This window comes from Pseudomonas sp. RA_15y_Pfl1_P11 (assembly GCF_963970975.1).
Taxonomy (GTDB): Bacteria; Pseudomonadota; Gammaproteobacteria; order Pseudomonadales; family Pseudomonadaceae; genus Aquipseudomonas; species Aquipseudomonas tritici.
Genome location: NZ_CAXAOY010000019.1, coordinates 19,129 through 32,317 on the forward strand (window position 1 = coordinate 19,129; position 13,189 = coordinate 32,317).

The following is a 13,189-nucleotide window of genomic DNA, read 5'->3' on the forward strand; positions in this document are numbered from 1 at the left end:
TTCGCGAACAAGCCCGCTCCCACATTGGATCTACGGCGTATTCGAAAAACGCATATAAAATTTAATTAATATTATTTTCAAGTCTTAAAAACCCGCTTTATAGTCGCGCCGTAGGCGAAGACGCGCTACGCGCTTTAAGGCAGGATACGACTACCGCGTCACCTGCTTCGCTCAACATAAAAACACAGGGGCTCTTCATGACTATTTCTGTATTCCGTCGCACGTTGCTGGTCGGCACTTTGGGCCTGGCACTCGGGGCTGGCCTGATGGGCCAGGCAATTGCCGGCGAGCAGTTGGACAACATCAAGAAAGCCGGCGTCATCAACGTCGGTCTGGAAGGCACTTACCCACCCTTCAGCTTTGTCGGGGAAGACGGCAAGCTCGCGGGTTTTGAAGTCGAGTTTTCCGAAGCGCTGGCCAAGGAGCTGGGCGTGAAGGTCAAACTGCAGGCCACCAAGTGGGACGGTATCCTGGCCGCACTGGAATCCAAGCGGCTGGACGCGGTGATCAACCAAGTCACCATTTCCGAAGAGCGCAAAAAGAAGTACGACTTTTCTGAGCCCTACACCGTTTCCGGGATTCAGGCGTTGGTACTGAAGAAGAACGAAGACAAACTCAATATCAAATCTGCTGCCGACCTGGCCGGTAAAAAGGTCGGGGTGGGCCTGGGCACCAACTACGAGGAGTGGGTGAAAGCCAACGTCAAGAACGCTGATATCCGCACCTACGAAGATGACCCAACCAAGTTCCAGGACCTGCGCATCGGCCGTATCGACGCCATCCTGATCGACCGCCTGGCGGCACTGGAATACGCCAAAAAAGCCCCGGACACCGCCGCTGCCGGTGACGCGTTTTCTCGTCAAGAAGCAGGCGTAGCCCTACGTAAAGGCGAGCCTGAGTTGCTGGCTGCGGTCAACAAGGCCATCGAAAAACTGCGCGCAGACGGCACGTTGAAAAAACTCTCCGAGAAGTACTTCAACGCTGACGTTACCCAATAATGGAAGAAAAGTTTCAATTGATCCTGAATTCCACGCCCTTCTTGATGCAGGGCGTGTACTTCACCGTGATCTTGAGCCTGGGCGGTTTGTTTTTCGGCTTTGTGCTGGGCTTCGGCCTGGCCTTGATGCGTTTGTCGCGCTTCAAGACGCTGAGTTGGATCGCCCGCATCTACGTGTCGTTCTTTCGCGGTACGCCGTTGCTGGTGCAGCTGTTCATGATGTATTACGGCTTGCCGCAAGTGGGTATCGAACTCGACCCGATTCCCGCCGCGCTGATCGGCCTCTCATTGAACATGGCAGCGTATATCTGTGAAACCTTGCGCGCCGCCATCAGCTCTATCGAGCGTGGCCAGTGGGAAGCCGCTGCCAGTATCGGCATGACCCGTGTGCAAACCCTGCGTCGGGCGATCCTGCCGCAGGCGATGCGTACGGCATTGCCACCGCTGGGTAACAGCTTTACATCGCTGGTGAAGGACACCTCGCTGGCAGCGACCATCCAAGTGCCCGAGCTGCTGCGCCAGGCGCAGTTGGTGTCCGCGCGCACGTTCGAGATTTTCGCGATGTACCTGTCGGCCGCCCTGATCTACTGGGTGCTGGTCAGCATCCTGGCGTATTTCCAAAATCGTCTGGAAGCCCGGGTCAACCGGCATGACCTGGAGTCCTGAAGCATGATCGTGGTTGAAAAACTGACCAAACAATTCAACAGTCAGGTGGTGCTCAACGGCATCGACCTTGAGGTCAAGGAAGGCGAAGTCATCGCCATTATCGGCCCCAGCGGTTCCGGCAAGACCACCTTCCTGCGCTGCCTGAACTTCCTCGAGCAGCCCACCAGTGGCCGCATCAAGGTAGGCGACATCGAAATCGACACCAGCAGGCCGATCAACCAGCAACAAAGCCTGGTGCGGCGCCTGCGCCAGCACGTGGGGTTTGTATTCCAGAGCTTCAACCTCTTCCCGCACCGCACTGCGCTGGAAAACGTCATCGAAGGCCCCACCGTGGTCAAGAAGATGCCGCGCGAAGCCGCTGACGCCCTGGGACGCAAACTGCTGGCCAAGGTGGGCCTGGCAGGTAAGGAAGATGTCTACCCACGGCGCTTGTCCGGTGGCCAGCAACAGCGCGTGGCGATTGCCCGTGCACTGGCCATGGAGCCGGAGGTGATTCTGTTTGACGAACCCACCTCGGCGCTGGACCCGGAGCTGGTGGGCGAAGTGCTGGCGACCATTCGCAGCCTTGCCGAAGAAAACCGCACCATGGTTATCGTCACCCACGAGATGAGCTTTGCCCGTGACGTGGCCAACCGGGTGATCTTCTTCGACAAGGGCGTGATCGTGGAACAAGGCGAATCCAAGGCACTGTTTGCCAACCCCAAGGAAGAACGCACCCGGCAGTTTTTGAGCAAATTCCTGGCTCACTGACCCACTTATGTGGGTGCTGGCTTGCCAGCTCCCACATAAGCGCGCTCCTACAGGAAATCGCCATTCCACGCCGTAAAACACCCCGCCACACGGGACTATAAATCCCCCTCCCAGTCAGACCCTTCTGAATATCACAAAACCCACCGTTTAGCCTTTTGCCGCCATTGACGCCCCTTGGCCAACCCTCTTATCTAGCGCTCAGAGGATTGGATCCTATCCCGGCTGTTTTCTGAATCGTTCATTTCGGTCATCCCGCGCACCCGCGCCAAAGGTCCGGAACGATTGCTGCTGGCTGTATCAAGGAGATTATTTATGACGCCCCCACTGCTCACTGCACCGACACTGCCCCAGGCCATCGGCAATGGCATCAATGCCCTCGCCGCCACACACCTGCAGGTCGACATTGCGCCGTATCCCGGCATGGATGAAGGCGACCTGATCGAGCTGTTCTGGAACAACTGCTTTGCCGCGTCACGGCGGGTGACCGCGTGCAAGGTCGGCGCATTCACCCACCTGCGGGTGCCGGAAAGTTTCGTGCTGGATGGACCGGCTCAGGTCCATTACCAGGTCATGCAGATCGGCCATGGCCCTGCGCGCTCCGCCGAAACGCGGGTGCGCGTAAAGACCCACTACCCTGGCGGCCAACCCTCGCCCCTGTACCACGACGAAAACCACAACCTCGCCCCCGTGGGCCTGCCCGAGACCATCCGCCGCTGCGGCGTCAACGCCAGCCAGGTGCGGCGCGGTATCCCCCTGACCATCGAGCCGTACCTGAACATGACCACCGGCGATGCCATCACCCTGCGCTGGGGCGATGTCCGCCTGGACCTGCCGAAGATCCAGGCCAGGGAAATCGGCCAGGCGGTGCAGGTGTGGGTGCCTTCGACGGTGATTGTCGAAGCCGGCGACGACTGCCGGCTGGAGGTGACCTATTGCATTCTGGATCGCGTCGGCAACAACTCACGCTGGGCACCCGCCCGCACTTTACGCATTGCCGCCGAGGCGCCAACCCACCCGGTCGGGACTGCGCTGATCTATCGTCCCCGCCCTCTCGGGTCGCCCTGCGAACCAGGGTGACAGACCTTCTATACATATTCCCAAACGTTAGTTTATTTAAATATTTAATGCGCTTAGGGTATATGCACCGGACCACCGGACATCTCTGAATTTTCTGTTTTTATTTCATTGAATGCGAGGTCGGTATGGTCAGGTTTACCCCGGTGCGCAACGTCAGGGCATTACGTGCAGCCAAGGAGCGGCGCTGATGTCTAACTTGGCTCTAACAACTCCCCAGAGTGATCTGGACGTAGCTCCCCTGCTGTTGCCGGCCGCTGTGCTGCGCAACGATGCAGAGGCGTTGAACGCTGCACAGGAGCTGGCTCAGGCTGCGCGCCCGCAAGCCGCCAAGCGCGACAGGCAACGCCAGCTGCCGTGGGCGCAGATTGAGCAGTTCACCCGCAGTGGGCTGGGCAGTATTTCCATTCCCCGTGAATACGGCGGCCCGCAGGTGTCTTTTGTCACCCTGGCCGACGTGTTCGCGATCATCAGCGCGGCAGACCCGGCCCTCGGGCAGATCCCGCAGAACCATTTCGGCATCCTGCACCTGTTACAGGGTGCGGCCACCGAGCGCCAGAAAAAGCAGCTGTTCCAAAGCGTTCTCGACGGTTGGCGCATCGGCAATGGCGGCCCGGAACGCGGGACCAAGAACACCCTGGAGCTCAAGACGCGCATCACCGCCAAGGGTGACGGTTACGTGATCAGCGGCCAGAAGTTCTATTCCACCGGCGCGCTGTTTGCGCATTGGGTTGCGGTCAAAGCGCTGAACGATGACGGCAAGCAGGTCATGGCGTTCGTGCGCCGTGGCACTGAAGGGCTGCGCATTGTCGATGACTGGTCGGGCTTCGGCCAACGCACTACCGCCAGTGGCACGGTGCTGCTGGACCAAGTGCCGGTGGACGCCGAACGGGTCGTGGAAAACTGGCGCATCGGCGAAACCCCGAATATCCAGGGCGCCGTCTCCCAACTGATTCAGGCCGCCATCGACGCCGGCATTGCGCGCGGCGCGCTTGAGGACACCATCGCCTTCGTTCGTGAACGCTCGCGTCCCTGGATCGATGCCAAGGTCGAACGCGCCAGTGATGACCTGTATGTGATCGCCGAGATCGGCAAGCTCAAGATCGAACTGCACGCCGCCGAAGCCCTGCTGCGCAAGGCCGGTCAGGTGCTGGACCAGGTCAGCGCGGCGCCGATCAATGCACAGTCTGCCGCGCGTGCGTCGATTGCCGTGGCCGAGGCGAAAGTGCTGACCACCGAAGTGTCGTTGCTGGTCAGCGAAAAGCTCTTCGAACTGGGCGGCAGCCGCGCCACCCTTGCCGAGTTCAATCTCGACCGCCACTGGCGCAACGCGCGGGTGCACACCCTGCACGACCCGGTGCGCTGGAAGTACCACGCGGTGGGCGCTTATCGACTGAACGGCACGTTGCCGGCTCGACATTCCTGGATCTGACTGACCAGAACACTTTTTTACGAGCGTCTGGAGAAACCCATGACTTTTCCCCCTAACGTCGCGGTCATTACCAGCGACGAACACGCCCTGATTGTCGCCAGCGACCTGGCTGAAGACTTGCGCCGCGACAGCGCCCAGCGCGACCGCGAGCGTCGCCTGCCCCTGCCCGAGCTGGACGTGTTTTCCCGCTCTGGCCTGTGGGGCATCAGCGTGCCGAAGGCATACGGCGGCGCAGGCGTGTCCAACGTCACCCTGGCCAAGGTCATTGCGCTGATCGCCCAGGCTGACGCCTCGCTGGGCCAGATCCCGCAGAACCATTTCTACGCACTGGAAGTGCTGCGCGTAAACGGCAGCCCTGCGCAGCAAAAGCGTCTGTACGCCGAAGTCCTTTCCGGTCAGCGCTTCGGCAACGCCCTGGCGGAACTGGGCACCAAGACCGCCCATGACCGCGTCACGGCCATCACCCGCGACGGCGACGGCTTGCGTATCAGCGGCCGCAAGTTCTATTCCACCGGTGCGATCTACGCCCAGCGCATCCCCACGTCAGTGGTGGATGAACAGGGCGTGCAGCAACTCGCCTTTGTCCCGCACGACAGCGACGGCCTGACGGTCACCGACGACTGGAGCGGCTTCGGCCAACGCACCACCGGCAGCGGTTCGGTGGTGTTCGACAAGGTGTGGGTTGCCGCGCATGACGTGATCCCGTTTCAAAGCGCCTTCGAACGCCCGACCACCGTCGGCCCGCTGGCGCAGATCCTCCATGCGGCCATCGACACCGGCATTGCCCGCGCAGCCTTTGAAGATGCGCTGCACTTCGTGCGCACCAAGACCCGCCCGTGGATCGACTCCGGCAGCGACAAGGCCACTGAAGACCCGCTGACCCTGAAAAGCTTCGGCCACCTGAGCATCCGCCTGCACGCCACCGAGGCGCTGTTGGAACGCGCAGGGGAATTTCTCGACCGCGCCCAGGCCGACGGCAACGCCGAGACCGTTGCTGCCGCCTCGATTGCCATCGCCGAAGTGCGTGCCTTGAGCACCGAAATTGCACTCGCCGCCGGCAGCACCCTGTTTGAACTGGCCGGCAGCCAGGCCACCCTGGCCGAGCACGGCCTTGACCGCCACTGGCGCAACGCCCGCGTGCACACCCTGCACGACCCGGTGCGCTGGAAGTACCACGCGGTGGGCAATTACTACCTCAACAATGAAAACCCGCCACTGCGGGGGACCCTTTGATGGCGAAGAAGAAAATCCTGCTCAATGCCTTCAACATGAACTGCATCGGGCACATCAACCACGGCCTGTGGACCCATCCACGGGACACGTCCACCCAATACAAAACCATCGAGTACTGGACCGACCTGGCGCAAACCCTGGAGCGTGGGCTGTTCGACGGCCTGTTCATTGCCGATATCGTCGGCGTGTACGACGTGTACCAGCACTCGATTGACGTGCCGCTCAAGGAGTCGATCCAACTGCCGGTGAATGACCCGTTGCTGCTGGTCTCGGCCATGGCCGCCGTCACAAAAAACCTCGGCTTCGGCCTCACCGCCAATCTCACCTATGAGCCGCCGTATCTGTTTGCGCGGCGCATGTCCACGCTCGACCACCTGAGCCGTGGCCGGGTCGGTTGGAACATCGTCACCGGCTACCTCGACAGCGCCGCCAAGGCCATGGGGCTTACCGAGCAGGTCGAGCATGACCGCCGTTATGACCAAGCCGATGAATACCTGGAGGTGCTCTACAAACTCTGGGAAGGCAGCTGGGAAGACGACGCAGTGATCAACGATCCACAAGCGCGGGTTTATGCGCAGCCGGGCAAGGTGCACAAGGTCGAGCATCACGGTGAGTTCTATCAGGTGGAGGGTTATCACCTGTGCGAACCGTCGCCGCAACGTACGCCGGTGCTGTTTCAGGCGGGCAGTTCGGAGCAGGGGCTGCTGTTCGCCGGGCGTCATGCCGAATGCGTGTTCATCAGCGGGCAGAACAAGACCGCGACCAAAATCCAGGTGGACAAGGTGCGCGCCAGCGCCGTGGAAGCCGGGCGCAACCCGGATGACATCAAGGTGTTCATGGGCCTCAACGTGATCGTTGGCGCCACTGAAGCGCTGGCCTGGGCCAAGCACGCCGAATACCTGAGCTACGCCAGCGCGGAGGCCGGCGTGGCGCATTTCTCGGCGTCCACCGCGATCGACTTCGCTCAGTACGAACTGGACGAGCCTATCCAGTACGTGAAGAGCAACGCGATCCAATCGGCCACCAAGAACCTGCAGAACAACGACTGGACCCGGCGCAAATTGCTCGAGCAACACGCCCTGGGCGGGCGCTATATCACGTTGGTGGGCTCGTCTGAGCAAGTTGCTGATGAGCTGGAGTCGTGGATCAGCGAGACCGGCCTGGATGGCTTCAACCTGACGCGCATTGTTACGCCGGAAAGCTATGTGGATTTCATTGATCTGGTGGTGCCGCAGTTGCAACGCCGTGGCTCGTACAAGACTGCTTATGACACCGGAACGCTGCGTGAAAAAGTCTTCCATGGCAGCGCCCGGTTACCCGAACAGCACACCGGCTCCACCTACCGACACTGAACCAAAACTGTGGGAGCTGGCTTGCCTGCGATAGCGGTAGGTCAGCGAATACAAATGTGGCTGAAAGACCGCCATCGCAGGCAAGCCAGCTCCCACAGTTGACCGAGTTGTTAATGAATACACCTGATGACTGGAAATCGACCATGAAAAAAATACTGCTCTCCCACCCAGTCAAAGCACTGGCCCTGGCCTTCGGTTTGTTCAGCTCTGCAGTGTTCGCTGCCGATGCGCCGTTGAAAATCGGCACCACCGCCGCCTTCGCCATTCCCCTGGAAGCCGCGGTCGCCGAAGCCGACAAGCAAGGCCTGAAGGTCAAGCTGGTGGAGTTCACCGACTGGATCGCGCCCAACGTCAGCCTGGCCGCCGGTGATATCGACGTGAACTACTTCCAGCACATCCCGTTCCTGGAAAACGCCAAGGCCGCCGCCGGCTTTGACCTCGCGCCGTACGCGCCGGGCATTATCAACAACGTCGGGCTGTATTCGAAAAAATACAAAAGCATCAACGACTTGCCCCAGGGCGCCAGCGTGGCGATTGCCAACGACCCGATCAACAGCGGTCGCGGCCTGCAATTGCTGGCCAAGGCTGGCCTGATCACCCTCAAGCCGGGCGTGGGCTACAAGGCCACCGAAGAAGACATTGTGACCAACCCAAAAAAGATCAAGATCCTGCAAGTCGAGGCCGTACAACTGGTGCGCGCTTATGACGACGCAGACTTGGTGCAGGGCTACCCGGCCTATATCCGCCTGTCCAAAACCTTCGATGCTGAGTCGGCGCTGCTGTTCGACGGCCTCGACCACCCGGAATACGTGATCCAGTTCGTGATCCAGCCGAAAAGCAAAGCCGACCCACGGGTGATCAAGTTCGTCGATATCTACCAGCACTCGCCCGTGGTGCGCGCTGCGTTGGATAAATCCCTCGGCAAGCTCTACCAAGTCGGCTGGGAAGATAAAAAATGACCGCCGCCGATGCGCAACTGCGCGACCTCAGCTCAGCGCCCAGGGACGCCGAACAGACAGAACTGCATCCGGACCTGAACCGCGCTCATGTGCGTTTTATCAACCTGGGCAAGACCTATGACGGCACTGTGCACGCCTTGCAAGGCATCGACCTGGCGATACAGCGTGGTGAAGTGTTCGGCATTATCGGCCGCAGCGGCGCCGGCAAGTCGTCGCTGATCCGCACTATCAACCGCCTGGAGCAACCGAGCAGCGGACGGGTGCTGATCGATCAGGTGGACATTGGCGAATTTGACGAAGACCGCCTGGTGGCGCTGCGTCGGCGTATTGGCATGATCTTCCAGCACTTCAATTTGATGTCGGCCAAGACCGTGTGGCAAAACGTCGAATTGCCACTGAAAGTCGCCGGAGTGCCCAAGCCCCAGCGTGAGCAGAAGGTGTGCGAGCTGTTGGAATTGGTCGGCTTGCAGGACAAGCACAAAGCCTACCCGGCGCAGCTTTCCGGCGGGCAAAAACAGCGCGTGGGCATCGCTCGTTCGCTGGTACACGACCCAGAGATTTTGCTCTGCGACGAAGCCACCTCGGCCCTCGACCCGGAGACCACCCAGTCGATCCTCGGCCTGCTGCGCGAGATCAATCGGCGCCTGGGCCTGACCATTGTGTTGATTACCCACGAGATGGCAGTGATCCGCGAAATCTGCGACCGCGTGGTGGTGCTGGAACACGGGCGCATCGTCGAACAAGGCCCGGTGTGGCAAGTGTTTGGCAACCCGCAACATGACGTCAGCACAACCCTGCTGGCACCGCTGCAACATGGGCTGCCGGACGAGTTGCAAAGCCGTTTGCAGGCCACACCGCAATCCACCGATGCCGCTGTGGTGCTGCGCTTGCAGTTTACCGGCAGCGATAGCGACGCGCCGGACCTAGCCGCGTTGTTCAGCGCGCTTGGCGCGCGTGTACGCCTGCTACAAGGCGGCGTGGAACGTATCCAGGGCCACGCCCTGGGGCAACTGCTGCTGGCGGTGAGTGGCTCGGCCCACAGTGCCGAAGAGCTGCGTAAACGCGCCGGGAATTGGGCACAACAGGTGGAGGTGCTGGGCTATGTGGTTTGAACGTTTAGTACAGGGTGCCATCGACACCTTGTTGATGGTCGGCGTGTCGTCGCTGATCGCGTTGCTGGTGGGAATTCCACTGGCGGTGTTCCTGGTCACCAGCGACAAAGGCGGCATTTACCAGGCGCCTGCGCTCAACCGCATGCTGGGGGCGTTCGTCAATCTGTTCCGCTCCATACCCTTTCTAATCCTGATGGTGGCGCTGATCCCATTCACCCGGCTGATCGTCGGCACCACCTATGGCGTCTGGGCGGCGGTCGTGCCATTGACCATCGCCGCCACGCCGTTTTTTGCACGGATTGCCGAGGTGAGCTTGCGCGAAGTCGACCACGGCTTGGTCGAAGCCGCGCAAGCCATGGGCTGCCGACGCTGGCACATCATCTGGCACGTGCTGTTGCCGGAAGCGTTGCCGGGGATTGTCGGCGGGTTCACCATCACCTTGGTGACCATGATCAACTCGTCCGCCATGGCCGGGGCGATTGGCGCCGGCGGTTTGGGTGACATCGCCTACCGCTACGGTTATCAGCGCTTTGATACGCAGATCATGCTGACGGTGATCGTGCTGCTGGTGATTCTGGTGGCAGTGATCCAGTTGGGTGGGGATCGGTTGGCGCGGGTGTTGAACAAGCGGTGAGGTATAGTCGGGCCCTCTCAGTACCCGGTATTCCCCGTCATGACCCTCAAGCCCGACGACCTCGACCAGATCACCGCCACCACCCTCGGCCACTACAACACAGTGGCCGAGGACTTCCGCGAAGGCACCCGCGATCACGATGTGAGCCAGAACATCGACGCGCTGCTGCGGCATATCCAGGGCTGCGCGCCGTTTACCGTGCTGGATTTCGGCTGTGGGCCGGGGCGCGATTTGCAGACGTTTACGCGCATGGGGCATATCGCCGTGGGGCTCGATGGTTCGGAGCGGTTTGCGCAGATGGCGCGCGAAGACAGTGGTTGTGAAGTGTTGCAGCAGGACTTCCTGAAACTGGACCTACCTGCCGAGCGCTTTGACGGGATTTTTGCCAATGCCGTGCTGTTTCATATTCCCAAGCAGGAATTGCCGCGTGTGCTGGAGCAGCTGCATGGGACGTTGAAACCAGGTGGCGTCTTGTTCAGCTCCAATCCACGCGGTGAGAACCTGGAAGGCTGGAATGGGCCGCGGTATGGGTCTTATCACGACCTGGCGGCGTGGCAGGCGCTGTTGGCGGGGGCGGGGTTTGTGGAGCTGGAGCATTACTACCGGCCTGCTGGTTTACCGAGGGAGCAGCAGCCTTGGTTGGCGAGTGTGTGGAGAAAGAACTAGGTCTGTGTTGCCTGCGCTGGCCTCATCGCAGGCAAGCCACACAGTTGGAATGCATTCCCCTGTGGGAGCCGGGCTTGCCCGCGATAGCGGTTTGGCAGGGTGAGCTAATCGACCTGATACACCACCGATTTCTCACCCACTACTCGCGCCGTCACGCTACGCCCCGGATATCCCTCTCTCGGTTCAGCAGCAAAATTCGCCACCAACCGCGTCCCATCGGCAAACGTGGTCTCCTGCACCAAACGATCCGCTGTCAGCCACCGAAACCCGGTCATTGCCTGGGTCGCCAGGCGCTGATGCAGCGGCCGGAAAAAACGATCCTGGCGCTGGATCAACGGCAATCGCTGGCTGACCGTCGAAGCGCTCAAGTGATACAGCGGCGGCACGTTGTAGAGCAGTTGGGTCAACTCATTCTCGGCCCGCACATTGCTCAGCTTCAGGCTGTCAAACAGCCAATGATGGGTGGTGATCACCGAGCCGTGGAACACCGCCTGGTACAGCGGCAGGCGCATGTCCGGCTCGAAATACACCGTGCGAAAGGGTTCTTTCAACGGCACCGATTTGAAAAACACTGTCGGTTGTTCCGGCGGGTACCAGTTGCCCACGTAGTAGGGCGATTGCTTGTCTTTGGTCATGGCCTGGTCGCCCCAACCGATCACAGGCGTCTGCATGCCATGGGCGAACAGGATGCCCTGGGCGGTGATGGCATTGCCGTCTTCAGAACCGGCGGGCAACTTGAGTGCAGTATTCAGCCAACGGGAGGCGTCGATGTTGCCTTGCGCGTTTTGCGCCTGGGTCATTGGAGCGCCGTCACGGTAGCTGTCGAAGACCATGCTGGTAGCGTAGGCATCGAGGAACCATGCGTTGAAGCCCGCCTTGGTTTGAACGGCCTTTACTCGTGCTTCCAATAAGGACCGCACGCAGCGCGGGTCGGTGTAGTGACCGGATTGCTGGAAGCCGGTCTTGAGCTTGCCGCCCTTCAACACAATTGCGCAGTCGCGATAGGCCTTGCTGCCCAGGTGGGCGGTGGTCCAATCGGGGTTTTCCGTGGCGGCCAGGGCCGTTTCATAGGAGTCATAGGGCGCCATCAGGTAGCCGGCGTCGACACCGGCGCGGATCGACTCAGGGTGCCACAGGCCGCCTTCCCAGCCTTCGCCCAGGGTCAGCAGCAAGCGTGGGAGCCCTGAGTCGCGCAGCGACTGGATCGCTGTGCTGCCCCAGGTTGCAGGGGTATCACTCAAGGCCCCGGCAAAGTCCACCGCCAACTCGCTGCGCAGCTCGCCGTAGCGCGCCGCGAGCCGTGTCATATCGGGCTCTGCAATCTGCCAACTCTGTCAGGCCTTTTTGTTGATCGCCGCGTTCAGCCCCCGAAGCAGCACTGTCTGCTCGTAACGATTCAACGCCGTGCCCTGGGCCAGGACCTTCGTGGCTTCCTTGTCCAACAAGCCCTTGAGTTCATGACCGCGCAAGCGCTTGAGCAACAAAGGCCAGTGGCGTACATCCTCCGGGGCCAGCAGATCGTTGCCCCACAGGTAGACGTGGCTGGCGCCCAGCAACTTGTCGGCCTCAGGCGTCTGCCGCAGTTTGTCCGCCAACGGCTCATACCGGCCCTGCTCCACCAGCCATTGGCGATAACGCTTGGCCCCGGCCAATGGGTCGTCAGCGCCTAGGTGCAACAGCAGGGTCATCGGCTTAGACGGCTCGAGCGAAGTGAATTCATGGGCCAATGAGAGGGCCATGCCTTCCTGCCAGCGCAGGCGGTTGTTATAGGGGTTGGTCAGCAACCAGTTGAGGGTAAACGTGCCGTGATCGACACCCCACAACGGCAGGCTCAGATCCTGGGTGGTGTTGATGACGCCCTGCTCGAGTAGAAAGGCCTTCCAAACGGCGTTGCCGGCAGGCACGTAATGCCCTTCGGCCAAGGGCCAGATCAGGCCTTGGCCAATCGCTTCGGCGGGTTGGTTCAGCAGCGCCAGCTCACCTGGTTCGCGAGCGGTGACGGTCAGGGTCAGGTCACGCTGTTCAAGGCGCGCAACCAGGCGATACGCACCGCCGTCCCATTGCCAGCTGGCTTGCTCAGCATTGCCCTGCACATCGCTGACGGTGTGCGCGGGAATGCCGCTGGAGCCCTGCACCGAGGTTTCACCCACCGGGGTGACGCGCAACGCCAGCGTGGCGGGGTCGATTTCGACCCGCCACAGGCTATTTTCCAGTACGGTGCCCGCAAGCGTCAGGGGCGAAAGCAGGAGGGTACAAACCAGCAGAAAACAGCGCATGACACAGACCGTCCAATCGAAACCAGGCCCGGAGAGTA

General features: G+C 60.8%; 11 protein-coding genes and 1 pseudogene. 11 read left to right on the forward strand and 1 reads right to left on the reverse strand.

The features are described from left to right. Window positions 1-197: 197 nt before the first annotated feature. The 11 genes from tcyJ to AACY44_RS21860 all read left to right on the forward strand — a co-directional run bounded on the left by tcyJ (window position 198) and on the right by AACY44_RS21860 (window position 10,875). On the forward strand, window positions 198-998 hold the full coding sequence (tcyJ, locus tag AACY44_RS21810; protein WP_339419918.1) for a cystine ABC transporter substrate-binding protein: 801 nt from the start codon (window positions 198-200) through the stop codon (window positions 996-998). Further along, complete coding sequence (tcyL, locus tag AACY44_RS21815) at window positions 998-1,663, forward strand: cystine ABC transporter permease (protein ID WP_339419916.1); 666 nt, start codon at window positions 998-1,000, stop codon at window positions 1,661-1,663. Before tcyJ ends, tcyL begins: the two co-directional genes overlap by 1 nt. A gap of 3 nt (window positions 1,664-1,666) precedes the next feature. Further along, complete coding sequence (gene tcyN / locus AACY44_RS21820) at window positions 1,667-2,413, forward strand: L-cystine ABC transporter ATP-binding protein TcyN (RefSeq protein ID WP_339419914.1); 747 nt, start codon at window positions 1,667-1,669, stop codon at window positions 2,411-2,413. 312 nt (window positions 2,414-2,725) lie between these two features. After that, a complete protein-coding gene (locus AACY44_RS21825) occupies window positions 2,726-3,490 on the forward strand; it encodes a hypothetical protein (protein WP_339438769.1) in 765 nt (254 codons plus the stop codon). A gap of 187 nt (window positions 3,491-3,677) precedes the next feature. Continuing rightward, a complete protein-coding gene (locus tag AACY44_RS21830; RefSeq protein WP_339435719.1) occupies window positions 3,678-4,919 on the forward strand; it encodes an SfnB family sulfur acquisition oxidoreductase in 1,242 nt (413 codons plus the stop codon). 39 nt (window positions 4,920-4,958) lie between these two features. Beyond that, on the forward strand, window positions 4,959-6,152 hold the full coding sequence (locus AACY44_RS21835) for an SfnB family sulfur acquisition oxidoreductase (RefSeq protein WP_339531015.1): 1,194 nt from the start codon (window positions 4,959-4,961) through the stop codon (window positions 6,150-6,152). Further along, a complete protein-coding gene (locus AACY44_RS21840; RefSeq protein WP_339438771.1) occupies window positions 6,152-7,504 on the forward strand; it encodes an LLM class flavin-dependent oxidoreductase in 1,353 nt (450 codons plus the stop codon). The genes AACY44_RS21835 and AACY44_RS21840 overlap by 1 nt, the downstream gene beginning before the upstream one ends. A gap of 143 nt (window positions 7,505-7,647) precedes the next feature. After that, window positions 7,648-8,463: a MetQ/NlpA family ABC transporter substrate-binding protein gene (locus AACY44_RS21845; protein ID WP_339456707.1), complete on the forward strand. Its 816-nt coding sequence runs from the start codon at window positions 7,648-7,650 to the stop codon at window positions 8,461-8,463. After that, a complete protein-coding gene (locus AACY44_RS21850; protein ID WP_339531018.1) occupies window positions 8,460-9,575 on the forward strand; it encodes a methionine ABC transporter ATP-binding protein in 1,116 nt (371 codons plus the stop codon). The genes AACY44_RS21845 and AACY44_RS21850 overlap by 4 nt, the downstream gene beginning before the upstream one ends. Continuing rightward, window positions 9,565-10,209 (forward strand): methionine ABC transporter permease, encoded by a 645-nt coding sequence (locus AACY44_RS21855; protein ID WP_339419905.1) that lies wholly within the window; start codon window positions 9,565-9,567, stop codon window positions 10,207-10,209. Before AACY44_RS21850 ends, AACY44_RS21855 begins: the two co-directional genes overlap by 11 nt. 39 nt (window positions 10,210-10,248) lie before the next feature. Continuing rightward, the gene (locus AACY44_RS21860) at window positions 10,249-10,875 is read left to right on the forward strand and encodes a class I SAM-dependent methyltransferase (protein ID WP_339419903.1); all 627 of its coding nucleotides are present in this window, start codon (window positions 10,249-10,251) and stop codon (window positions 10,873-10,875) included. Between the two features lie 104 nt (window positions 10,876-10,979). On the opposite strand, the pseudogene AACY44_RS21865 reads toward AACY44_RS21860, so the two are convergent. Further along, window positions 10,980-13,151 (reverse strand): annotated as a pseudogene (locus tag AACY44_RS21865) (glycoside hydrolase). Between the last annotated feature and the right edge of the window lie 38 nt (window positions 13,152-13,189).